The 24,069-nt window shown below is 62.3% G+C and carries 20 protein-coding genes; 9 read left to right on the top strand and 11 right to left on the bottom strand.

Annotation, left to right across the window (positions count from 1 at the left end):
- Positions 1–1,500: a DUF3375 domain-containing protein gene (locus AAEQ75_RS09545; protein ID WP_343351922.1), complete on the bottom strand. Its 1,500-nt coding sequence runs from the start codon at positions 1,498–1,500 to the stop codon at positions 1–3.
- Between the two features lie 643 nt (positions 1,501–2,143).
- Here AAEQ75_RS09545 and AAEQ75_RS09540 point away from each other — a divergent pair.
- Positions 2,144–2,389, top strand: coding sequence for an AbrB/MazE/SpoVT family DNA-binding domain-containing protein (locus tag AAEQ75_RS09540; RefSeq protein WP_041110166.1), 246 nt, complete (start codon positions 2,144–2,146; stop codon positions 2,387–2,389).
- Positions 2,390–3,004: 615 nt separating this feature from the next.
- Here the strand turns inward: AAEQ75_RS09540 and AAEQ75_RS09535 are convergent.
- Together AAEQ75_RS09535 and araD1 are read right to left on the bottom strand one after the other, a co-directional pair.
- Positions 3,005–4,588 carry an aldehyde dehydrogenase (NADP(+)) gene (locus AAEQ75_RS09535; RefSeq protein WP_343351919.1) on the bottom strand — a complete coding sequence of 528 codons (1,584 nt, stop codon included), beginning with the start codon at positions 4,586–4,588 and terminating at the stop codon, positions 3,005–3,007.
- Between the two features lie 217 nt (positions 4,589–4,805).
- The gene (gene araD1 / locus AAEQ75_RS09530; RefSeq protein WP_343351917.1) at positions 4,806–5,807 is read right to left on the bottom strand and encodes an AraD1 family protein; all 1,002 of its coding nucleotides are present in this window, start codon (positions 5,805–5,807) and stop codon (positions 4,806–4,808) included.
- 136 nt (positions 5,808–5,943) lie between these two features.
- Here araD1 and AAEQ75_RS09525 point away from each other — a divergent pair, with 136 nt between their 5' ends.
- Complete coding sequence (locus tag AAEQ75_RS09525) at positions 5,944–6,888, top strand: LysR family transcriptional regulator (protein ID WP_343351915.1); 945 nt, start codon at positions 5,944–5,946, stop codon at positions 6,886–6,888.
- 186 nt (positions 6,889–7,074) lie between these two features.
- Here AAEQ75_RS09525 and AAEQ75_RS09520 read toward each other — a convergent pair whose 3' ends face one another.
- A complete protein-coding gene (locus AAEQ75_RS09520; protein ID WP_343351913.1) occupies positions 7,075–8,214 on the bottom strand; it encodes an iron-containing alcohol dehydrogenase in 1,140 nt (379 codons plus the stop codon).
- A 162-nt stretch (positions 8,215–8,376) separates the two neighbouring features.
- Here AAEQ75_RS09520 and AAEQ75_RS09515 point away from each other — a divergent pair, with 162 nt between their 5' ends.
- A complete protein-coding gene (locus tag AAEQ75_RS09515) occupies positions 8,377–9,309 on the top strand; it encodes a LysR family transcriptional regulator (RefSeq protein WP_343351911.1) in 933 nt (310 codons plus the stop codon).
- A 3-nt stretch (positions 9,310–9,312) separates the two neighbouring features.
- Here AAEQ75_RS09515 and AAEQ75_RS09510 read toward each other — a convergent pair whose 3' ends face one another.
- Positions 9,313–10,494, bottom strand: a complete 1,182-nt coding sequence (locus tag AAEQ75_RS09510) for a fumarylacetoacetate hydrolase family protein (RefSeq protein WP_013713424.1) — start codon at positions 10,492–10,494, stop codon at positions 9,313–9,315.
- 159 nt (positions 10,495–10,653) lie between these two features.
- Here AAEQ75_RS09510 and AAEQ75_RS09505 point away from each other — a divergent pair, with 159 nt between their 5' ends.
- From AAEQ75_RS09505 to AAEQ75_RS09485, 5 genes are all read left to right on the top strand, one after another.
- Entirely contained in the window at positions 10,654–11,610 is a 957-nt protein-coding gene (locus tag AAEQ75_RS09505) for a LysR family transcriptional regulator (protein WP_013713423.1), read from the top strand.
- A gap of 155 nt (positions 11,611–11,765) precedes the next feature.
- Entirely contained in the window at positions 11,766–12,749 is a 984-nt protein-coding gene (locus AAEQ75_RS09500; RefSeq protein WP_013713422.1) for a tripartite tricarboxylate transporter substrate binding protein, read from the top strand.
- Between the two features lie 66 nt (positions 12,750–12,815).
- Positions 12,816–13,268 carry a tripartite tricarboxylate transporter TctB family protein gene (locus AAEQ75_RS09495; protein ID WP_013713421.1) on the top strand — a complete coding sequence of 151 codons (453 nt, stop codon included), beginning with the start codon at positions 12,816–12,818 and terminating at the stop codon, positions 13,266–13,268.
- A gap of 10 nt (positions 13,269–13,278) precedes the next feature.
- On the top strand, positions 13,279–14,814 hold the full coding sequence (locus AAEQ75_RS09490; protein ID WP_343351907.1) for a tripartite tricarboxylate transporter permease: 1,536 nt from the start codon (positions 13,279–13,281) through the stop codon (positions 14,812–14,814).
- Positions 14,811–15,857, top strand: a complete 1,047-nt coding sequence (locus tag AAEQ75_RS09485; protein ID WP_343351905.1) for an Ldh family oxidoreductase — start codon at positions 14,811–14,813, stop codon at positions 15,855–15,857. Before AAEQ75_RS09490 ends, AAEQ75_RS09485 begins: the two co-directional genes overlap by 4 nt.
- A gap of 374 nt (positions 15,858–16,231) precedes the next feature.
- Here AAEQ75_RS09485 and AAEQ75_RS09480 read toward each other — a convergent pair whose 3' ends face one another.
- The 6 genes from AAEQ75_RS09480 to AAEQ75_RS09455 all read right to left on the bottom strand — a co-directional run bounded on the left by AAEQ75_RS09480 (position 16,232) and on the right by AAEQ75_RS09455 (position 22,292).
- Positions 16,232–17,437, bottom strand: a complete 1,206-nt coding sequence (locus tag AAEQ75_RS09480) for an alpha-hydroxy acid oxidase (protein ID WP_343351903.1) — start codon at positions 17,435–17,437, stop codon at positions 16,232–16,234.
- 49 nt (positions 17,438–17,486) lie between these two features.
- Complete coding sequence (locus tag AAEQ75_RS09475) at positions 17,487–18,335, bottom strand: fumarylacetoacetate hydrolase family protein (protein WP_143507195.1); 849 nt, start codon at positions 18,333–18,335, stop codon at positions 17,487–17,489.
- Entirely contained in the window at positions 18,332–19,249 is a 918-nt protein-coding gene (locus tag AAEQ75_RS09470; protein ID WP_179575125.1) for an NAD(P)-binding domain-containing protein, read from the bottom strand. Before AAEQ75_RS09470 ends, AAEQ75_RS09475 begins: the two co-directional genes overlap by 4 nt.
- Positions 19,250–19,314: 65 nt before the next feature.
- The gene (locus AAEQ75_RS09465) at positions 19,315–20,337 is read right to left on the bottom strand and encodes a TRAP transporter substrate-binding protein (protein ID WP_343351899.1); all 1,023 of its coding nucleotides are present in this window, start codon (positions 20,335–20,337) and stop codon (positions 19,315–19,317) included.
- A 103-nt stretch (positions 20,338–20,440) separates the two neighbouring features.
- Positions 20,441–21,721: a TRAP transporter large permease subunit gene (locus AAEQ75_RS09460; protein ID WP_179575124.1), complete on the bottom strand. Its 1,281-nt coding sequence runs from the start codon at positions 21,719–21,721 to the stop codon at positions 20,441–20,443.
- Between the two features lie 67 nt (positions 21,722–21,788).
- Positions 21,789–22,292, bottom strand: a complete 504-nt coding sequence (locus AAEQ75_RS09455) for a TRAP transporter small permease subunit (protein ID WP_179575123.1) — start codon at positions 22,290–22,292, stop codon at positions 21,789–21,791.
- A gap of 228 nt (positions 22,293–22,520) precedes the next feature.
- On the opposite strand from AAEQ75_RS09455, the gene AAEQ75_RS09450 reads away from it, so the two are divergent.
- Positions 22,521–24,056 carry a UxaA family hydrolase gene (locus AAEQ75_RS09450; protein ID WP_343351896.1) on the top strand — a complete coding sequence of 512 codons (1,536 nt, stop codon included), beginning with the start codon at positions 22,521–22,523 and terminating at the stop codon, positions 24,054–24,056.
- Positions 24,057–24,069: the final 13 nt, after the last annotated feature.

Below are 24,069 nucleotides of genomic sequence, written 5' to 3'. Positions count from 1 at the left end.
TCACAACTCCCAATCGATGTCCTTGAGTGCCTCGTGGTCGAGTCCGACATAAGGCAGATTGAAGCGCCAGCGTTGCTCATCCTCGTCAACTAGCTCCACGAGCTGACGCTCCTCTTTCAGCACCTCAATACCTGCCTCGCGTGCCATCGCCAACCAGAGCGCAAAGGTTTCTAGGTCGTGAGCAGGTGGAAGCAAAGACGCAAGCTCCCCGAGACTGACAGGGCGCCCCTGCTCCGCCAGCACAGCTAGGGTGTCCTGAATCAGCGCTTCACGATCCAGCCCGTCGAAGGCATCCCAGAAGTCATCATCAATCTGCTCCAACCCCGCAGGCTTCAAACTCAGATCCAGCTCGCCCGTATCATCGTCATCCAGGGTCTTGAAGCGGAGACGCTCGATTGCCGGGATACCGGTAATGGCTACGCCAACTGGTGGTAAACATGCAGGCTTACGGCGTTCTGACTGGCGTTGCCAGTCGACTCTGAGCGCTAGATTGAAGAGATCGTTGAGTAACTGTCCGACGCGATGATGCTCGGCGGCCAGCCCCGTCTTCATGAAGCCACGAACATCGCGCTCGCTTCGGGCGCGCGCTTGGAGCACAGCCTGCGACTCCCGAACCAGGCGTAACGCCAGCCAACGTAGCTCACGTTGCTGGGGACGATTCAGTGCCTTTGGAACCGCTGGATGACGAAGGATGGTGCGCAAACGCTCACGCATGGTTTCCAGCTCAGCGGACTGCCTCAGTTGCTGCTGGAAGCTTTCGAAGACACGCCCCTCGGGGGTGTTGAGTAGAGCATCTTGCCCGTCCAACAACCGATCGACGATTTCTCCACGGTGAGACTGCTCGCTGATGATCGAGTGTCGAAGGGCGCGATCCGCCTCGCGCCAAGAGTCTTCAACTCGTCGAAAGTCCGCGCGTAGGCTGGTGGCCAGGTTATATACCTCGCGTATGCCCTCTATCGCCTGCGCTTCATCAAGCACGATGACGTTGCCAGCTTCTACCTGCGCTAGCTCGTGCTCCAAATCCTGGATTCGGCGGCGCAGGCTGGCAATACGGCCAGTTGGGCTGGGGTTCAGACCCGTTTCCAGGTTTTCGATCTCGCGCTGAACCACCGAAAGGCGAGATGCTGTGGAAGTCATGATCCGACTATCCAGCGAATCTACGAACCGGATGGCTGACTCCAGTGCGTCGGTTGCATAGATACGGCCCTCTCGCTCTACGACGAGGCGCCGCTTGATCCATTCACGAAGTTCACGACCTGCTTGGAGATGCGTTGCATCTGGGTCGATTTCGTAAAGCTCCTGGCTGGCATAAGCAGCCAGCATTTCGGACAGCGCTTGCAGCGCATCCTCCATGGGGATCCCATCATGCGCCCGCTCGAATAGCGTGCGCAGGCAGCCCAATACGAGCGGAGCACGCCGCGAGGCGAGCAAAAGCCACGCTGGGTGCTGGCTGCGGGCGGATACATAGCGTTCTGAACGCTGTTGCGCGCTTTCTTCCATGACGGCCACATTGACAAAGGTTGTCTGAGAGCGAGCTTACCAAGCTAACCCGCTGCCTCATGATACGTATTTGTCCTGGCGGGTGGGCTCCGTTTAATGGTCCGCAGGGGCGGTGTCATTTGAATAGAGTGAGTGAAAGGCCAGGCCAGTCGAGGTTTAACGATTTATTCCGGGGGCGCATGCTAGATATTGGCGATTCGGTGGAGGGTTCTGTCGTCACGAGGGTGTATTTGGCTAGTTCGGCGAAGGTGCCCCAGTGAGCGCTTGTGGCGGCTCAGTGGTTTTTGCCGGACTGCCACCGACAGTCTGCGGTAATCGAGTGCAGCCACGGTGGCTACAGAGCGAAGTCACGATGACCTATCAGTGAGCTGCCGGTGCATTAGCTGAGTGCGGCATGGGGATAGTGAATTTCCCCGGTGGTATTGCGGGATTTTCAGCCCAACAACGGCGGTGATAGCTGGCAGGCATTGGGCGTGTTCAAATATCAGAAGCTGCGGCTAGAGATGAGGGGCGTCGTCGTTACAACCCTCTGAGCCCAGGAGCTTTTTGCTATTCTGTCGATCTGCGCCGCGGGACTTCGTTGGCAACGGCTCGCCGTTGCTTCCCCCTGCGGACACCCATTCAACCGTTCCCTGGGGTCACAATGCGAAATCATGTAGTGATTGAGGACTGGGACGGCGACGGTGCTATTCGCCTACCCGACGACGTTCTGCAGGAGATGGGCGTCGACGTCGGAGATACGCTCTACCTCCTTGAGGAGTATGTGGGCACGACCCGCTGCCTAGTGCTCAGTAAGTCACCGCGCATTCCTGATCGCGTGGATGAGCTGGTTGGCCACTGGGAGTCGTTTGGCAACGCCTCTGCCGAGATAAACGCCAAGGACGAGTGAGCTGACTACCCAGCCTACTGCACGCGAATCCCGGTGCTTGTCGCTCTGCCATTGCCTCCTGCAGGAGCAGAGTCCTTAATGCATAGACACGTGCCGATAGCTTTTGGCCAACCAAAGTCCTGGGTTGCGTATATGTAACAGCACAGGACAAAAGCAGGTTTGTGCGAATTCAGGCGCAGCACGACTGTAGTCGTGCATTCCACGCGCCGATGGAGCCGGAGCGGTGCCAGGTACCAGCGATCTGTTAACCTCCACTGAGCGTACTGAGCTACGATACTCGCTGCATGTCGCGAGCCGAACTCAGGCTCAATGAAACGACGGTAGGACGCGCCAGGGTCTGGCTAGTGGTCAAAAATCGATATTCCGGATTTCGTTTTTTGTGCCGAGAGTAACTGCCCTCAGATGTCGCTATTCGCCTTAAACTGCAAGACGCAGTTAAAGACGAAACCCTTGCAGTACGGCACTTAGAGGCATTTTTGGACGCTTGCCGCCAACCAAGATTCCTATACCGCATTGGCCTCCGAAGGGGGTCGTGGGTTCGAATCCCGCCGAGTGCGCCAGATCATGAAAGGCCCCAGGTGAAAACCTGGGGCCTTTTTCGTTGCAGCGTTCGGATCAGCTCAGGGCATCACGGGTGTGCACGCCGTCAACCAGACGCTGGATACCCAGCGGGTTGGCGTTCTGCAGCGCCTCGGGCAGCACTTCGTCCGGGTAGTTCTGGTAGCAGACCGGGCGCAGGAAGCGGTTGATCGCCAGGGTACCGACCGAGGTGCCACGGGCATCGGAGGTCGCCGGGTACGGGCCGCCGTGAACCATGGTGTCGGACACTTCGACGCCAGTCGGGTAGCCGTTGAGCAGCACGCGGCCAGCTTTGACTTCCAACAGCGGCAGCAGGTCGCGGAAGGCCAGCAGGTCGTCACGCTCGGCAATCAGGGTCGCGGTCAGCTGGCCGTGCATGCTTTGCAGCGCGCGGGTCAGCTCGTCACGATCGGCCACTTCGACAACGATGCTGGTCGGGCCGAAGACTTCTTCCTGCAGCAGGTGGTCGCCTTCGAGCAGCATGCTCACGTCAGCCTTGAACAGCTGCGGCTGCGCCTGGTTGCCGGACTGCTCGTTACCGGCCAGGTGAGTGACCTTGGCATGGGCGTTGAGCTGGGCCAAGCCACCCACGTAGCTGCGCAGGGTGCCGGCGTTGAGCATGGTCTGCGCCGGTTGAGCGGCAATGGCATCGGCCAGGCCAGCGACGAAGTCATTGAACTCGGCACCACGGATACCGATGACCAGGCCCGGGTTGGTGCAGAACTGACCGCAACCCAGCACCACGGAGGCAGCCAGATCCTTGGCGATGGTGGCGCCACGGGCCTGCAGGGCGCCCGGCAGGATGACCACCGGGTTGACGCTGGACATCTCGGCGAACACCGGGATCGGCTGCGGACGGGCAGCGGCCAGGTCGCACAGGGCACGGCCGCCTTTCAGCGAACCGGTGAAGCCGACGGCCTGGATGGCCGGGTGCTTGACCAGCGCTTCGCCGACACCGGAACCGAAGATCATGTTGAACACGCCTTTCGGCATGCCGGTTTTCTCGGCGGCGCGGATGATCGCATCAGCCACGCACTCAGCGGTGGCCATGTGGCCGCTGTGCGCCTTGAACACCACCGGGCAACCGGCAGCCAGAGCAGAGGCGGTATCGCCACCAGCGGTGGAGAAAGCCAGCGGGAAGTTGCTGGCGCCGAACACGGCAACCGGGCCAACACCGATCTGGTACTGACGCAGATCCGGACGCGGCAGCGGCTGGCGATCTGGCAGGGCGCGGTCGATACGCGCGCCGTAGAAGTCACCACGGCGCAGCACCTTGGCGAACAGGCGCATCTGGCCACTTGTACGACCACGTTCGCCCTGGATGCGGCCGGCAGGCAGCGCGGTTTCGCGGGTGACCAGGGCGACGAACTCATCGCCGAGGGCATCGAGTTCGTCAGCGATGGCGTCGAGGAACTCGGCGCGGCGCTCGGCCGACAGGTTGCGGTAAATCGGGTAAGCGGCGGCGGCAGCCTGGGCAGCAGCGTCGACTTCTTCGGCTGTGGCCTGGATGAACGTGTAGGGCAGCGCTTCACCGCTGCTGGCGTCGAGGCTCTTGTGCACGACGGTGCCGGCAGCGCGGCGCTCACCGCCGATGTAATTGTGGCCAGTCAGACTCAGCATGGCGTTCTCCTGTCAGGTGGGGCGACGGGGTCGCCGCCAGGGACAATGAAAATGAATGAGGCCCCGGCTTTTTGGGCCAGGGATTGGCAACTGGCTATGCAGTTGTCAGACGTATGATAAGTGATAACTTCGGCATTCGTCCCCTTGTGAGGGCGCAATCCGAATCCGCCGAGCGGAATTTCGACCCGACAGCAGTGCTGCCGGGCCTGGCAGATCCTTACAGCTGACGTACACCACCGACCTTCACGGCAGGGGCATGCACGCTGATACCGTTGCGCAGCGGCTCGCCCAGAGCATCGAGGCTGACCTCGAAGGTATCGCCCGGCTGCGCCTTGATGCCATCGGCGAACGACAGGGTCGCGGTGCCGAAGAAGTGCACATGGACATCGCCGGGACGCAGGAACTGGCGGTACTTGAAGTGGTGGTATTCGAGGTTTTCCAGGCTGTGGCACATATTGTCCTCACCGGAGAGGAACTCCTTCTCCCACAACACCTGGTCGCCACGCCGGATACGGCTGATGCCGGACAGGTGGCGCGGCAGCTCACCGATCAGCATCTCCGGACCGAAGGAGCAGAAACGCAGTTTCGAGTGGGCCAGGTAGAGGTAGTTCTTGCGCTCGACCACGTGGTCGGAGAACTCGTTGCCCAGGGCGAAGCCGATGCGATACGGCTGGCCGTCGTCAGCAATCACGTAGAGGCCGGTCAGCTCGGGCTCCTCACCGAAGTCTTCGGCGAAATCTGGAACAGGGAAATCGGCGCCGGGGCGTACCACGATGCTGCCGTCACCTTTGTAGAACCACTCCGGCTGTGCGCCTTCGCTGCCTGCGGCCGGGCGACCGCCGGCCATGCCCCACTGGAACATCTGCATGGTGTCGGTGAGCTTGCCTTCGGCCTGCTGCGCCTCGACCTGCTGGTGCATCTTGTCGCGGGTGGAGGCGCTGCCCAGGTGAGTCAGGCCGGTGCCGGATACCAGGCAGTGAGCCGGGTCGCTGTGATCCAGCGGCGCCAGCACGCGGTTCTGTTCAATCAGTTCGGCATAGACCGGGCCAGGCTCGACGCCCAGGCGCTCGATCTCGGCGATCAGGCCATGACCGTTGCCAATCGCCTGCAGCGCCAGCTCACGGGTCGTGGCCACGCCCCTGACCACACTGACACGCGCCTCACCGACGACGCCGACCTGGCGCTGGCCCTGTTCGTTCTCAAACTGAATCAACCGCATCGCTGTGCTCCTGTTGTTCTTGTCCGGTTGTTCTTGCGCCGACGCAGCGGCGTTGCTTGGCTAGCACTTTAAAAATTGCCCGCAGTGCTGCCTAATGAAAGCTTCTGATTAGGTGATAACTTTTCGTCATCCCCCTATGTTGCAGCCACTCAACTACATCGTTTCGCGCCTGCGTATTCGCCAGTTGCGCCTGCTGATCGCCCTCGACGAGTTGGGCACCCTGCACCGTGCAGCCGAGCGCATCGCCATCAGCCAGCCGGGTGCTACCAAGGCGCTGCACGAGATCGAAACCACCTTCGGCACGCCCCTGTTCATACGCACGGCCCAAGGCCTGCAGGCCAATGACATGGGCCGCTGCGTGATCCGCTACGCGCGCCTTATCCACAACGACCTGGCACACCTGCACGACGAGATGCAGGGCATCCTCCAGGGCCATGGTGGTCACCTGGCAGTGGGCACCATCGCCGGCTCGGTGCCGCTGGTCCTGCGCGCCCTCACCCGCCTGCGCCAGGCGCAGCCGGATATTTCCGTGCAGATCGTCGAGGACATCAGCCCGCGACTGCTCAAGCTGCTCGATGAAGGCCGCCTGGATCTGGCCATCGCCCGCACCAGTGGCAGCCAGCATCCGGACGCCTACGAGTGCCTGAGCCTGCATGCCGAGCGCCTGGCGCTGGTCGCAGCCCCGCAGCATCCGCAGCAGAACAAACCGGGGTTGCAGTTGGCCGACCTGAGCGCCTACAGCTGGGTGGTCTACCCGACCGGCACACCGATGCGCACGGTGCTGGAGCGTGAATTCGGCGAAGCCGGCCTGGAGTTTCCACGCAACCCGCTGGAAACTTCCTCGACCTTCACCATGCTCAGCCTGCTGCAGGAAGACCCGCAGCTGGTCGCGGTGATGCCCCACTCCATCGCCTGCTCCAGCGAAGGCTTCGGCCTGCTGCGCCGCTTGCCACTATTGCTGCAGTCGCGTAACGAACCGTGCTCGATCATCCATCGCAGCGGCACCAACCTGTCGCCTTTGGCAGCGCAATTGCTGGAGCTCCTGCGCAAAGAGCTGGACACGCTGTTGGAAGATGCCTGAAAGGCACTGCCCACAGCCGCATCAGGAGAGCATTAGCGGACAAGTCCGCTCCCACGATGCAAGCCGCAGCGCCTGCGTTTACTGTGGGAGTGGACTTGTCCGGAGGTCATGGCAGCTGGCGGAAGGCCGACGCCTCTCGAGCATTACGCCACCAATGCCACAGCCTCGGCCACGCCATCAGCGCACTTACAACGACTGACGCAGCAACTCGGCGTAGTCCTCGGCACTCGCCACCCGCGGGTTGGTCTTGTGGCTATGGTCGGCCAGCGCACCTTCGATGATCGCCGGGAACAGCGACTCGTCCACGCCCATTTCCGCCAGGCCCGAAGGCATGCCGAGACGACGGTTCATCTCACGGATCGCCGGGATGATTTGCTCCGCGCTACCCAACCCCATGGCCTGAGCGATGCGTTGCAGTTTCTGCTCGTCGCGCACCGAGTCGGACTGCGCGTTGAAGGCAATAACCGCAGGCAGGAATACCGCGTTGAGGGTGCCGTGGTGCAACCTTGGGTTGATGCCGCCAAGTGCGTGACTGAGGCTGTGCACGCAACCCAGGCCCTTCTGGAACGCCAGGGCGCCCTGCATCGAGGCGCTCATCATGTTCAGCCGCGCCTCGCGATCTCCGGGGGTACGGGTTGCACGCTCGATGTGCCGCCAGGCACGCCACAGACCATCCAGGGCGATGCCGTCGGCGGGTGGATTGAACGCCGGAGCCATGAAGGTTTCCAGGCAGTGGGCGATGGCATCCATGCCCGTGGCAGCGGTCAGTTGCGCCGGCAAGCCGAGGGTCAGCTCGGGATCGCAGATCGCCGAGCGCGGGATCAGATAGGGCGAGATGACGCCAACCTTGCGCCCGTCGTCGAGAATCAGGATGGCGCCGCGACCGACTTCGCTGCCAGTACCGGCGGTGGTGGGGATGGCGATCACAGGCGCGGTGGCGGCGGTGATGCGAGTCAGCCCACCTTCGATGACAGCAAACTGCTTCAGCGGGCCTTCGTGGGTGCCGCACACGGCAACGCCCTTGGCCAGATCGATGGAGGAACCGCCACCGACCGCGATGATGCCGTCGAAGCCACCATCGCGATAACGCGCAGCCGCAGCACGTACCACACCTTCATTCGGGTTCGGCGGCGTCTGGTCGAATACCTCGGCAACGGCGGGCTCGGTCAGTTGCGCCAGCACCTTGTCGACGATACCTGCAGCACGCACCCCGGTATCGGTGACGATAAAGGGCCGAGTGATACCAATACGCTGACACTCGGCAGCCAACTGGCCGAGGGCGTCATAGCCGAACTGGACTTGGGTGAGGTAGTTGATAAGTGCCATGGGAAGCCTCTGCTTTGTTTTTTGTAATAGCAGGCAGCGGAAAACGTCGAGTAAGATCACTCGGACATTCTCACAGATAGCCTTGCCGCCCAGGCAAACTATGAGATAGAAGCGCTCCTGACTAATGAGAGGCGCTGATACTGCTATAAGGGAAAGCTATATATGCTGCCATCGGTGTCCTCCATTTTTTCCCGCCTGCGCTTCCGCCAACTGCGTCTGCTGATCGCCCTTGGCGAGCAGGGCTCGTTGATCAAGGCCGCGGAACTGGTCTCGATCAGCCAACCCGGAGCAACCAAGGCCCTGCAGGAAATAGAGACCACGCTGGGCGCGCCGCTTTTCGTACGCACCAACCGCGGCCTGGAGGCCAACGAGCTGGGGCATTGCGCAATTCGCTATGCCAAGCTGATCCAGACCGACCTGACCCATCTGCGCGAGGAAATGCTGGGGATTCTCCAGGGCCACGGCGGACGGCTGTCGGTCGGCGTGATCATGGGCGCAGTGCCATTTATGACGGATGCGCTGACCCGGCTGCTGGAAGCGCACCCGGATCTGTCGGTGGAAATCGTCGAAGACACCAGTGCGCGATTGCTCAGCCTGCTCGACCAGGGCCGTCTGGATTTGGCGATCTGTCGCACCAGCATCAGCCGCCAGCCGGAGCAATACGACTGCATCGACGTGCGTGACGAAACCCTAGCCGTGGTCGCCAACCGTGATCATCCGCTGGCCGGCCGCGCGCAACTGGAACTGGCCGACCTGGCTGATAGCCGCTGGGTGGTCTACTCGGCCAACATGCCGATGCGCCTTTCACTGGAGCGGGAATTCCAGCAGGCGGGGCTACGCTTCCCGTTGCACCTGCTGGAAACCACCTCGGCCTTCACCACCCTGTCGCTGCTGCAGAAGAACCCGGAACTGGTCGCACTGCTGTCTACAGACGTGGCGCGCTTCTGCACCGGTTTCGGCATGACCTGCATCCTGCCGCTGCAACTGAAGAGCCGCAGCGAGCCGTATCAGCTGATCACCCGGCGCGGTGTCAGCCTGTCTTCGATCAGCCGCCTGTTCATCGAGCAGCTCACACCGGCGCAGGGCAACGCCTGAGCATCAGACCAGGCCGCGTGCCGCCAGGTTGTTGATCAGCGCGTTGAGACCGAATTGCCAGACCGGCGCCTTGTCGCTGTGGTTGACGCTGTTGTGCAGGGCGCCCAGCTGCTCACTGCTGATGATCACCCGATCGGCGAGCTTGTGGGTGAAGCCGCCACCCGGTGCATCACGATCCTCGGTCGGCGCGAACAGGGTGCCGAGAAACAGCAGGAAGCCATCCGGATACTGGTGATTGCGGTTGAGCGCCTGGCCGACCAGATCCAGCGGATCGCGGCTGATCTTATCCATGGAGCTGGTGCCTTCTAGCACATAGCCGTCAGCGCCCTCGACGCGCAGGCGAACTACCGTGTTGCGCACATCATCGAGGCTGAAGGTATCGTCGAACAGGCGGATGAAGGGGCCGATGGCGCATGAGGCATTGTTGTCCTTGGCCTTGCTCAGCAACAGGGCACTGCGGCCTTCGAAATCCCGCAGGTTGACGTCGTTGCCCAGGGTTGCACCCAGCACCTCGCCCCGGCTGTTGACGGCCAGCACGACCTCCGGCTCCGGGTTGTTCCACACCGAGCCGGGATGAATGCCGATCTCCGCCCCGCTGCCAACGGCAGCCAGTACCGGTGCCTTGGTGAAAATCTCGGCATCCGGGCCGATGCCGACTTCCAGGTACTGCGACCACAGGCCCTGCTCCTGCAATAGCGCCTTGACCTGCTGGGCCTTCTCGGAGCCCGGCTTGATGCTGGCGAAATCGTCGCCCAGTACCTGCCTGACCTTGGCTCGCACACCTTCGGCCAGGCTGGCGTCGCCACCGGCGCGCTCCTCGATCACACGCTCGACCATGCTGGACGCGAAGGTGACGCCGGCAGCCTTGAGCACTTGCAGATCGGCCGGCGCCAGCAGGCTGGGCAGCTGTGGATTGAAATCAGCACCGCTGTTGCACAGCAATGCCTCGACGCTGCATAGCGGGCTGCCGCCAACGCTCGCCAGGCTGGCCAACAACTGCTCGCGCTCGAACAGCCCGCTTAGGGTCGGCGCGAGAGTGGAAAGATCGTAGACGCCATCTTCACGCAGCAGGATAGGCGCAGGCCCCGCGTGCTCTCCGGGCAGCCAGGCCCGGCCGACGAGGGTTCCGCGCAGGCCGTCGGATGGCAAGGTGTTGCTGGGCGAAAGGCTGAGAGCATGTGACATGGCAGTGTCCGTCTTGTTATGCGAAGGGGATGCCTGCAGGGGCACCCAGTGGTGCAGTCAGGCCGGCCGACCTTATCTCCCCAATCGCGATAACCACCAATGACTATTAGTCAGTACGCGATATGATCCGGTTATCGAGTCTTCCTGAGCACATCCGTCATGAGCCAAACCGGCAATCTCCCGACGCTTCACAACTGGCTGCGCTATCGCCACCTGGCCTTGATCGACAGCCTGGCCCGCACCGGCAACATGCACAGCAGCGCCCAGCAGCTGGGGCTGAGCCAGCCTGCGGTGAGCAAGATGCTGCGCGACATCGAGAACCAGTTCGGCTTCACCCTGTTCGAACGTCTCAACCGCGAACTGCCGGCAACCGAGCTGGGCGCGGAAGTGATCGCCTATGCACAGCGCGCCCTGAATGATTGCCAGACCTTCAGCTATCGCCTGGAAAGCCTGCGCCAGGGCGGCCATGGCTACCTCAAGGTGGGCGCCATCTTCGCCGCCACTGCCCACGCCCTGCCTGAAACCCTGTTGCGCCTGAAAGGCAGGCGCCCGCTGCTGACCATCGAACTGCTGGAGGACACCAGTGACCATCTGCTCAAGTTGCTGGAGCACAAGCAGCTGGACCTGGTGGTCGGGCGCTTCACCGATCATCCGCAGCGCCAGCGCTTCGATTTCACCGCGCTGGCCGAAGAACCCTTCCTGCTCATCGCCCGCCCCGAACACCCGCTCTGCGCGCGGCAACGCGTCAGCCCGGCGCAACTGACCGAATGGCCCTGGGTCCTCTACCCGCTCAACACCCCGCTGCGTCAATCGCTGGAGCAGTCGTTCAGCGACGCCGGGGTCAACCCGCCAGCGAACAGCATCGAAACCACCTCCGTGCAAACCACGCTGAAACTGCTGTGCAACAGCGACACCCTGGCCCTGCTGCCGGAAGCCGTGGTGCGGCAGAACCTGCTCGACGGCAGCCTGAAACAGGTACAGACAAACCTGGCGCCGCCGCCACTGGCCTACGGTGTGCTGCTGCGCAAGGACGAGCCCATATCCTCTGCAGTCCGCGACTTCATAGAGGCGTTGCGGGCAGCCATTCGCGACGAATCATCAGCGAATAACCCCTAGTTATGACTCGATGAGAAAGCCTCATTAGACACCTCCCCCAGAGTTGCCTAGTTTCGGCCTGGCTTTGATTCCACGCCGTGCCATCTGCCTGGCCGACTCGTTCAAGCGGAACCTAGCTGCACCTCACTCAAAATAACTTCAATAGGTGACCTTTCATGATCAAGCTAAGCACTCTGCTTCGCCCGCTCAGCCTCGCCCTCGGCTTTTCCCTTCTGGGCGCCCCAGTGGCAGCCATGGCCGAATACCCGAACAAACCCATCCAACTGATCGTGCCGTGGGCCGCCGGTGGCGGCAGCGACTCTGCCGCACGCGGTATCGCCACGGCGCTGGAGAAGGAGTTGGGCGTCACCATCAACGTGGTCAACCGTCCCGGCGGTGGCAGCGTGGTGGGCCACACAGTGATGGCCAGCGCCAAACCCGACGGCTACACCCTGGGCTTCGTGACCGGTGAGCTGAACATGATGCACTGGCAGGGGCTGACCAAGATCACCCACGAGGACTTCACGCCCCTGGCCATGACCAACTACGACTACCCGGGCGTACAGGTCAGCGCCGATGCGCCGTACAGCAACGTCGAAGAGCTCCTGAAGGACATCGCCGACAAGCCGAAGGGTACCTTCAAGGCTTCCGGTACCGGCCTGGGCGGCATCTGGCATGTGGCCTTCGCCGGCCTGCTGATGGATCGCGGCATCGAGCCCAACAAGGTCACCTGGATTCCCAGCCAGGGCGCCGCTCCGGCCATGGTCGAACTGGCCGCTGGCAGCATCGAACTCGTCCCGTCCTCGGTACCCGAAGCCCGCTCGATGATCGAAGCCGGCAAGGCCAAGGGCCTGGCGATTCTTTCCCCCGAGCGCAACCCGGCCTTCCCGGATATCCCGACGATCAAGGAGAGCATCGGCAGCGACTACTCGCTGGGTGAGTGGCGCGGTGTCGCCGGCCCCAAAGGCATGGACCCGGCCGTGGTGGCCAAACTCGAGGACGCCCTGGAGAAGGCCTACAACAGCGAGTTCTACCAGGACTTCATGAAGCGCCAGGGTTTCGGTGTCGAATGGCACAAGGGCGAGGACTTCAAGAAATTCCTGGTCGACAACAACGCGTACATGGGCGGCATCATCGAAAAGATCGGCATGAAGAAGTGACTTCATCCGATGCGACGCCCCGTCGGGGCGTCGCATGCTTTTGTTCCAGCAGTTCGAGAACGCACCATGAAAGACCTTCTGTTCGGCATCATTTTCATCGCCCTTGGCATCACCGTATGGCTGCTCGCGCGTGAGTTCCCCGCCGTACCGGGCATGCAGTACGGGGCCGACCTGTTTCCTTCCCTGATTGCCATCGGCATGACCGTAGGAGGTCTGCTGCTAAGCATCAGCGCCCTGCGCCAGCTGCGCGCCAGTGGGCCGGACCAAAGCACACCCCGCCTGCCCCTGCCCAGCTTCGCGGTGATTCTGCCGGGCATCCTGGTGGTGGCCTACATCTACCTCAGCGACGTGCTGGGCGCGGCCACGATGATGCTGCTGATCATGCTGGTGCTGCTTGTGCAACGCGGTGTTCGCGTACTGCCCGCCATCGTCATCGCTGCGCTGGCCACGGCGGTGATCAGCCTGTCCTTCGGCCACCTGCTCAAGGTCCCTTTGCCCGTCGGCCCTCTGGGTTTCTGAGGAAACACGCATGAACGAACTACTCGACGGCATCTTGCTCGTTTTCAATTTCCAGACGCTGTTTGTGATCATCATTGCAGCGCTGTTCGGCGTTTTCGTCGGCGCCATTCCAGGCCTTTCGGCCACCATGGCCGTTGCGTTGCTGGTGCCTATCACCTTCGCCATGGAGCCCACTGCCGCCATCGCCGCGATCATCACCACTGCGGCCATGGCGATCTTCGCCGGCGACATCCCCGGCACCTACCTGAACATCCCCGGCACACCGGCATCAGCGGCCTACGTCGCCGACTCAGCCGCGCTCGGGCGCATGGGTCGTGCCCGCGAAGCATTGGGGGTAAACGTCTCCTGCTCGGTGATCGGCGGTCTGACCGGCACCCTGGTGCTGGTGATGATTGCGCCTTCGCTGGCTGAGTTCGCGCTGAACTTCAGCTCCTTCGAATACTTCTGGCTGGCCGTGCTCGGCCTCGGCAGCGCGGTGTTCATCTCCACCGGTTCGGCGATCAAGGGATTCCTGTCACTGCTGGTCGGATTGCTGCTGGCCACCGTCGGCCTGGACCTGGTCACCGGTGCGCCGCGCTTCACCTTCGACGTGCCGGACCTGATGGCCGGGATCAACTTCATTCCGGTGATGATCGGCTTCTTCGCCATGTACGAGGTCATGAAGCTCTACGCTCAACCGAGGGACAAGGCCAATGACAACGGCTCGGCCCAGGACATCGCCCCCCAGAGCGGCAGCGTCTTCGGCCTGGTGCCGATGCACCTCAAGCGCTACTGGAAGAACGTGATCCGCGGCAGCAGCCTGGGCGCCTTCATCGGCGCACTGCCGGGTGCCGGCGCGGACATCGCCGCCTGGATCTGCTACGCCGTCAGCAAGAAACGCTCGAAGACGCCCGAAGCCTATGGCAAAGGTCATATCGAGGGTCTGGTCGACGCCGGCTCGGCGAACAACGCTGCGGTAGCGGGTGCCTGGGTGCCGGCTCTGGTGTTCGGCATTCCAGGCGACTCGATCACCGCCATCGTGATCGGCGTGCTGTACATGAAGGGCATGAACCCCGGCCCGACCATCTTCATGGACAACAGCGCCATGGCCTACGGTCTGTTCACCGCATTCTTCGTCGCCAACCTGATCCTGATCCCCATCGGCTACCTGGCGATTCGCAGCGCCCACGTCTTTGCCGTCACGCCAACCCGCGTGCTGATGCCGATCATCCTGTGCTTCTGCATCGTCGGCGCCTTTGCCATCAACAACAGCATCACCGACGTGTGGATCATGTTGATCTGCGGCGTGGTCGCCTACCTGATCGCCAGCGCCGACTTCCCCATCGCCCCGGCGATCCTGGGCCTGGTGCTGGGCAATATCCTGGAAAGCAATTTCATGACCTCGATGATCAAGGCCAACGGCAATCTGCTGGCCTTCGTCGAGCGCCCGATCAGCATCGGCCTGGCCTCGCTCGTACTGCTGGTGGCCCTGTTCCCGTTGCTCGCCAAGTACTGGCGCATGCGCTACCCACGCGCCCTGACCAAGCCCAAGGAAGCACTCGAATGAGCCGTATCGCCCCTGCAGAACTCGAACAATTCATCGAACAGCTGTTTCTCGACGCTGAGGTCAGCGCGGACGTGGCAAGTGTCGTCAGCCGCGTACTGGTCGAGGGCGATCTGCTCGGCCATCACACCCATGGCGTGAAACTGGCACAGGGCTATCTCAAGGACCTGCGCGCCGGCCACGCCAAAGGCAATGCCGAAAGTCTGCGAATCATCCGCCAGACACCGGCGGCGCGACTCTATGACGCCGACTACCTGCTTGGCCCCTACTGCGTGGAGCAGGCGCTGGACTTCACCACGCAGGCAGCCCGCACCTTCGGCATCGGCGTGGCGACCATCCGCCGCTCGCACCATATCGCCTGCCTGGCGGCCTACCTGCAGCGCTACACCGAGCAGAACCTGATTCCGCTGGTACTCACTTCCGACCCGGCCGTGGCCTCGGTGGCACCGCATGGCGGCCTCGACCCGGTGTACACGCCCAATCCGCTGGGCATCGGCATTCCCACCGGCGAGAAGCCGATTCTCATCGACGTCAGCATGTCGACCATCACCAATGGCCTGGTGAACAAGACCCATCAGGCTGGCGGCAAGCTGGAACATGCCGCGCTGATCGGCCAGGACGGCCAGCCGACCCGCGACACAGCGGCCTACTTCAGCACGCCTCCGGGCGCGATCTTGCCACTGGGCAGCCTGGAGTTCGGCCACAAGGGCTTCGCCCTTGGCACTATGGTCGAGGCGCTGACTGCCGGTTTGGGCGGTTTCGGGCGCAAGGACGGGGTCAAGCAATGGGGCGCTGCGGTGACCGTGCTGACCTTCGACCCAGCGTTCTTCGGTGGCGTCAATGAACTGAAAGCAGAGATGGATCACTTCGTCGGTGCATGCCTGGAAAGTCGTCCGCGGGTGGCACAAAACCCGGTGCGCATGCCGGGCCACGCCGGCATCGCGCGCCGCGCCAAAGCCTTCGAGCAAGGGCTGGAGTTGCCAGACGATGTGCTGGCGGCGCTGCGTGGAGCGGCCAACGAGGCCGGCAGCGATTGGCCGTTCTGATTGCTCCGATCAGTTAAACAAAAGCCGCGATGCCCTTGCCGGGTCGCGGCGTTTTTTATGAACTTATGCCTCTGTAGCAGCGGATTTATCCGCGAATTCGGTTCTCCGTCCGACCGTTCCTACACAAGCTGGATCGGCGCATCGACACCTAATGCGTAGCCGGATGCACTCCGGGAGTGGCTTGTCGGGCGATGGTTTGCCCCGAATTGCATCCGGGTTACGAAAACATGAAGGTCAGTGGGATAAAAAATAGCCGGGAGCCATTTTCAACGTAGTATGCGATGCCCCCGAAAGGGTGGCTACCAAGGATGGCAGGTCATAAAAAGCTGCCTCGCACCTGCAGATTCGTGGGTGGGTGCGAGGCAGTTGGAAAACTAGCGACGAATGGCTTCGGCCAAGCCGCGCCAGACGGGATCGTGGATCAGATCGGGGGTCAGCTCCTCCAGGCTGCTGCAGCCCAGCAGCCCCAGGGAACGGTCCATCTCGCTACGCAGGATCTCGATCGCGTGGCTGGCCCCCGGGCCTTTGCCCGCGGCCAGGCCATAAAGACCCGCACGCCCCAGGAACACCCCATCGGCGCCCAACAGACGGGCCTTGAGAATGTCCGTGCCGCGGCGGAAACCACCATCTAGGAACACGCTAACGCGCCCCTTGAGCTGCCGTACGATACCGGGCAGCACCTCCATGGCCGACACTGCGCCATCGAGCTGGCGACCGCCGTGATTGGACAGCACCACGCCATCGACGCCGTACTTGAGTGCCTGGGGCGCATCGTCCGGATGCATCAGACCCTTGATAATGAGCTTTCCGGGCCACAGGTCGCGCAACCAGGCGATGTCCTGCCAGCTCAGGGTGGCGTCCAGCTCCTGGCCGATGGCACTGGCCGCGCCTTTCACCGAGTCCTGCCCTGGCTTCAACAGATTGCCCAGGTTCTTGAAGCGCGGCACGCCATGGGGTACCAGCACATCCCAGACCCAGCTAGGATGGGCCGCAACGTCGAAGGTATTGCGCAGGTCGAGCTTCAGCGGCCGGCTGTAATTGCGCCGGTCCCACTCACGATTGCCGAGGATCGCACTGTCGGTGGTGACCACTATGGCCTCTAGTTCCAGTGCCTTGCAGCGCGCCACCAGATCGGCAACGTGCTGGCGGGTGCGGTACAGGTAAATTTGCATCCAGGCACGCACCCCGTCGATGGCAGCGATCTCTTCGATGGCGACGGTGGAAGCATTGCTCAGCACGAAGGGAATACCGGCACGGGTGGCCGCCTGGGCAAGGTGCCAATCACCACGATCGGTCAGCAGGCCGTTGAAGCCAGTCGGGCCGATCAAACAAGGCATACTCGATGGACGATCGAAGAAATGACACCCCAGATCGCGCTGGCCAACATCGACAAGTGTGCGCGGCTGCAGGGTGATGCCCTCGAATACGCTGCGGTTACGCCTGAGCGTCACCTCATCGTCGGCGCCGCCCTCGACATACTCGAAGGAAAAGTTCGGCAACCGGCGGCGCGCCATCTCGCGCAACTCGTCAATATTCTGCGCACGGCGAAAATCGCGCCCTGGGTAAAGGCGTCGTTGCATATTCAAACCTCATCTCGTTCAGGTGCGGGCGACAGGCGCCGCCCAATGTTCAACGCTGCCAGGCCACCACGTTCTGGCGCTGCTCACCCAGGCCGCTGATGCTGAGATGCATGCGGTCGCCGGCCTTGAGAAACTGTGGCGGTTTCATGCCCGCGCCCACGCCTGGCGGCGTGCCGGTGCAGATCACGTCACCCGGGTTGAGCGTCATGAACTGGCTGATGTAGCTGACGATCTCGTCGATGGAGAAGATCATCGTGCGAGTGTTGCCGTTCTGCCGGGTCTCGCCATTCACGCTCAGGTGCATATCGAGATTGCGCAGATCGGCGATTTCGTCAGGCGTCACCAGCCAGGGACCGATGGGCGCGAAGGTGTCGCAGCCCTTGCCCTTGTCCCAGGTGCCGCCCCTTTCGAGTTGGTAGGCGCGCTCGGAAACGTCATTGACGATGCAGTAGCCGGCAACATGCTCCAGCGCCTGCTCACGTTCGACGTACTGCGCCTTGCGCCCGATGACGATGCCCAGCTCCACTTCCCAGTCGGTCTTTTCCGAGCCGCGCGGAATGATCACCTGATCGTTCGGCCCACAGATGGCACTGGTCGCCTTCATGAACAGCACCGGTTCGCTGGGCACCGGCAGGTTGGATTCCTTGGCATGGTCGGCATAGTTCAGCCCGACGCACAGCAGCTTGCCGATATTGGCGATGGGCGTGCCGATACGAACACCATCCTCGACTCGCGGCAGGCTGGCCGGATCGAGCGCACGCAGCTCATCGAGTGCCTTGGCGTCGAGCGTCTGCGGGTTGATATCGGGCACGTGCTGTGACAAATCGCGCAGGCTGCCATCGGCCGCAACCAGAGCCGGTTTTTCCTTGCCCAGCGGGCCGTAACGCAGCAGTTTCATACCTTGTCCTCCTGACGGGCGCTGACCCGTACACCATTGATTTCGCCCAGCACGTCAAACAGGCGCGGTACGTACTTGTCGCCGTGGCCGAGCACCTTGGCCAGCATGAAGGTCTGGTACACCGCGTCGGAAACGATGCCGGTGGTCGGAGTCAGCTTGGTCAGCTCGGTGTAATAGCGCATGTCCTTCTCGCAGTTGGCCAGGGCGAACTGCTGCCCGGAATCGTCGCCTTTCAGGACATAGGGAATGATCCGCTCGAAGGTGCGGCTGTAGCCGCCGCTCATGCTGCAGATCTCGGCGAATGCGGCCAGGTCGATACCATTCTTCGCCGCCGTGCAGAACGCCTCGGCGAGAATGGTGGCATTGCCCTGGGAAATGAAGTTGTGGATAACCTTGGCCTTGTGGCCTGAGCCCAGGGGGCCAAGGTGGTGGATGGTCTCGGAGAAACACTCGAGCACCGGGCGCACCTTGTCGAGCACCTCGGCATCGCCGCCGGCGAGCACATTGAGGCGTCCGGCCACGGCATCCTTGGGGGTCCGGTTGACCGGCGTATCGAGATAATGGCCGCCTTGTGCAACCACCTGCGAGGCCAGCTCGGCGGTGCGATTCGGATCACCCGTGCTGCAATCGACGACGATCTGCCCCGGGCGCAAGCCAGCGAGAATACCGGTCTCGCCAGCCAGAGCGCGGCCGACTTCCGCCGTGCCTGGCAGACACAGCAGCACCACGTCGACGGCACGCGTCAGCTCGGCGGCATTGGCGTATTCGCGGGCGCCCTTGCTGACCAGATCCTCGACCGGCTGACGGTTGCGGTGCGCCGTAACTCCGAGGCTGAAGCCCTTGTTCTGGATGTTGCTGGCCATGGCATGGCCCATCAACCCGAGGCCGATGAACCCAACATTGATAGCGGTCATGAGACTCCACCTTGCATGTAGCGACTGTGCCCGGCATCAGCCGTGCCGAGCACAGACGTAAAGGGTTACTGAGCGTTGCGGACCTTGGCGATCTCGGCGTTCATTTCATCCATCAGCGCTGGGCCATACTCGGCGACCAGCTTCTCGACGGTCGGACGCACCTGCTCACGCATGCGCTCGATTTCCTCAGGCGCGACTTCGTTGATCTGCATGCCATGCTTGGCCAGCGCTTCGCGCGAACTCACGGCCATCTCGCGGGATACCTTGCGCTCGTAGGCCTGGGCTTCCAGCGATGCACTGCGTACCAGTTCACGCTCGGTTTCGTTGAGCTTGTCCCAGGTGCGCTTGCTGAAGATCGCCACCAGCGGATCGTAGAAGTGGCCGGTCAGCGACAGGTACTTCTGCACTTCGTAGAACTTCGAGGTTTCGATAGCCGCCAGTGGGTTCTCCTGGCCATCCACGGTGCGGGTTTCCATCGCGGTGTACAGCTCGGTGAACGACAGCGGCACCACGTTGGCACCCAGCGCCTTGAACGATTCGATGGCGGTCGGAATCTGCTGCAGGCGCAGTTTCAAGCCTTTGATGTCTTCCAGCTTCTGCACCGGGTGCTTGCTGTTGGTGACATGACGAAAGCCATGATCCCAGTAGCCAAGGCCGATCAAACCATGCGGCTCCAGGGTGGTCAGCAGGTTCTGCCCGGCCGGACCGTCGAGCACGGCATCGACCTCGGCAGAGTTCTGGAACAGGAACGGCAGACCATACAGGGCGAAGCCCTTCTCGATGCCCGAGAGCAGGCCAGGAGTTACCAGCGTCATGTCGACAGTGCCGCCCTGTACGGACGAGATCACCTGAGCATCGCCGCCCAAGGTACCGCTGGCGAACACCATCACCTTCATCTTGCCGTCGCTCTTCTCCTTCAGGATCTCGGCGAACTTGTTCGCCCCCAGCCCGTGCGGGTGATCCTTGGCCTGGACGAACGCGACCTTGAAGTTGTGGCGGTTGATCTCCTCTACAGCCTGGCTGGCGGCAGACAACAGCAGGGCCGAGGAGCAGAGCAGTGCGGCGAGGGCTTTGGGGATGAATTTCATAAGGTTTCCTCTTGTTGTTATTACCGCCAGCGATGGCGGGGAAATGGGCGAAACAGCCCGCTCCGCATTCGCCGTCAGAACACGACGAATGCGGTGTTGTCGATCAGTAGAGCCACTGCGCGGGTACCAGCAGCAGTTGCGGGAAGGCCAGCAGCAGGCCGATCACCAGCAGTTCGGCGAGCAGGAAGGGCAACACACCGCGGATGGTGGCGACGAAGTCGATCTTCGCCACACCGGCCACCACGTTGAGCACCAGCCCAACGGGCGGAGTGATCAGCCCGATGGCGCAGGTCATGACGAAAATCACGCCGAAGTAGATAGGATCGATACCGGCCGCGACCGCCACCGGCATCATCACCGGGGCCAGAATCAGGATGATCGGCGACATGTCCATGGCCATGCCGATCAGCACGATGATGACGACGATCAGCAGCATCAGCAGACGCGGGCTGTCCATCAGCGGCTCCAGCACCTCGACCACCGAGCTCGGCAAATCGGCCACGGTGATCATCCAGGCAGCGACCATGGCCGAAGCGACCAGGAACATCACCATCGCCGTGGTCATCACCGAAGACACCAGTACCTGGTACATGCTTTTCCAGGTCAGCTCACGATAGATCACCAGGGAAACGAACAGCGCATAGACAGCTGCCACCACGCCCGCCTCCGTGGGCGTGAAGATCCCGGCGCGCAGGCCAACGAGGATGATCACCGGCAGCAGAAGCGCCCAGACACCTTCGTAGAACGCCTTGGCGACTTCGCGCATCGGCGCTCGCGGGCGGGTGATCAGCGTCTCGCGGCGCGAGATGATGGCCCAGGCGATGCACAGCGACACGCCCATCATCAGACCGGGGGCGATACCGGCGAGAAACAGTTTGGTGATCGATACGTTGGCCGCCACGCCGAACAGAATCAGGCCAATCGAGGGCGGCAAAACCGGGGCGATGATGCCCGATGCAGCGACAAGACCACCAGCGGTCGCCTTGTCGTGACCGACCTTGACCATCATCGGCACCAGCAGCGCAGCCAGCGCAGCGGCATCCGCCGCAGCCGAGCCTGACAGGCTGGCCAATACGCAGGCGGCCAGGATGGTGACGTAGCCAAGCCCGCCTTTGATGTGGCCGACCAGAGCAATGGCCATGTTGACGATACGCCGGGACAGACCACCGGCATTCATCAGCTCACCCGCGAGCATGAAGAATGGAACAGCCATCAGGGGGAAGCTGTCGGCACCGTTGACCAGACCCTGGGCGACGATTTGCGCATCGAACAGATCGAGGTGATACATCATGGCCAGTGCGCAGAGGATCAGCGCATAGGAGATGGGTACGCCAATGGCCATGGCGCCCAGCAGAGACAGTACGAATATCGCGATGATGACCATCACATCACTCCGATTCTTATTATGAAATTGAGCGCCGGCGGCAGGCCGGACGAAATACTGGAAAGCGCTACTGATGCAGCTCGGCCGAGAGGTCAGGTCGCGGTATGTCGCCGCCCAGTGCGAGACGGGCGATCTCGTAGAGATGAATCAGGCAGGCCGAGATGCCGAAGAACACACCAGAGCCGTAGAACAGGCCCATCGACCAGCCAGCGACCGGCGACGGTACGTTCCAGTTGATTTCCATCTGCTGCCAACTGCCCCAGAAGAACAGCCCGGAACAGGCCAGCATCAGCAATTGGGAAAGGATCAGGCAGCCACGCTCACCCCAGCTCGGCAGCGCCCGGAGCGCCAGGTCCACACTCATGTGACCACGCTCGCGCAGCAGCACCACGGCGCCAAGGAACGTCAGCCAGACGAAGGCCCAACGCGAAATTTCTTCGGAAATGAGGATGCTTTCGTTGAAGCCGTAGCGCAGCACGACGTTGCCGAATACCAGCACCACCATGGTCACCAGACAGATGATCGCCAGCACCTTGAGCAGGGTGAAATAACCGTCGACGAGCTTATGCATGACGGCGCTCCAGCAAGCTGACGATGACAGCGTACAGGCAGGATGTCGGCTGGCAGCCAACGCTCCCGGAAGGATGGGAATGAGCCATCGGGAAAGCCTCACATTGTTGTTTTTGTAAGCTGGCAAGCAGCCCTGTGGAGCCGACACTAACATCACAAATTATTGCGTGCAATGTTCATTTTTGTCAGTATCGTCGCCAGTCGATCACAACAACAATGAGAACGAGCCATGCAACTCATCACCAACACCCCAGCCGTGGTTATCCTCAGCGATCAAGATTCCGTGGCCGTCGCACGCCGTGCTCTGGCCCAGGGCAGCCGAGTCGAAAAGCTCGATCTAGAGGCTCTGGACGATATTCCCGCCGGCCACAAGATCGCCCGCCGCGCCATCGCCAGTGGCGAAGCCGTGCTCAAGTACGGCCAGGTCATCGGCGTCGCCAGCCAGGACATCGCCGCCGGCGCCCACGTGCACACCCACAACGTGTCGATGCCGCAGAGCCACGCCAACAACCAGCTGCCACCGCCCATCGAGCGCACGCCGGTACTGCCACCGGAACAGCGCCGCCGCTTCATGGGTTATCGCCGTCCGGATGGCCGCGTCGGCACACGTAACTACATCGGCATCCTGTCCACGGTGAACTGCTCGGCGACCGTGTCACGCGCCGTGGCCGCGCACTTCAACGGCTCGGAGTTGCTCAAGCGCTACAACATCGACGGCGTGGTGGCGCTGACCCATGGCAGTGGCTGTGCGATCAATACCGAATCGGAAGGCTTCAAGTTCCTCGAACGCAGCATCTGGGGCTACGCCTGCAACCCGAATATCGCGGGTGCGCTGGTCATCGGCCTGGGTTGTGAGACCAACCAGATCAGCTCGCTGATGAAGCGCTACAACATCAGCGAAGGACCGAACTTCCGCGTCTTCAACATCCAGAATGCCGGCGGCACCCGCGCCAGCATCGCCCGCGCCATCGAGCAAGTGACCGAGATGCTCGACGCCATCGGCCGCCTGGAGCGCACCTCGGAAAGTGTCGAGCACATCATGGTCGGCATGCAGTGCGGCGGCTCCGACGGTTATTCCGGCATCACCGCCAATCCAGCACTGGGCTACGCAGCAGACCTGCTGGCGCAGCACGGCGGCACTGCAATCCTCAGCGAAACGCCAGAAATCTACGGCGCCGAGCACTTGCTGATCGCCCGTGCGATCAGCCATGAAGTGGGCCAGAAGCTGCTCGACCGCCTGACCTGGTGGGAGGAATACACGCGCATCAACGGTGCCGAGCTGAACAACAACCCCTCGCCAGGCAACAAGGCCGGCGGCCTGACCACCATCCTGGAAAAATCCCTCGGTGCGGCGGCCAAGGGCGGCACCAGCTCGCTCAACGGCGTATACGAATGGGGCGAGCCGATCACCGAACGCGGCTTCGTGTTCATGGACAGCCCCGGCTACGATCCGGTATCGGTGACCGGCCAGGTCGCCTCCGGCGCCAACATGATCTGCTTCACCACAGGTCGCGGCTCGGTGTCCGGATTCAAACCGGCGCCGTGCATCAAGCTGGCGACCAACACCGAGATGTTCCGCAAGCTGGAAGAGGACATGGACATCAACTGCGGCGGCATCGTCGACGGTGAGTTGAGCATCGCCGAAGCCGGGCAGAAGATCTTCGACATCCTTATCGAGATCGCCTCGGGCGAGCCGTCCAAGAGTGAGCTGTACAACTACGGCGACAACGAGTTCGTGCCGTGGCAGGTGGGTGCGGTGACCTGATCGTCAGGTTCTG

The organism is Pseudomonas sediminis (genome assembly GCF_039555755.1).
GTDB lineage: Bacteria > Pseudomonadota > Gammaproteobacteria > Pseudomonadales > Pseudomonadaceae > Aquipseudomonas > Aquipseudomonas mendocina_D.
This window is presented reverse-complemented; position numbering and strand designations above follow the sequence as displayed.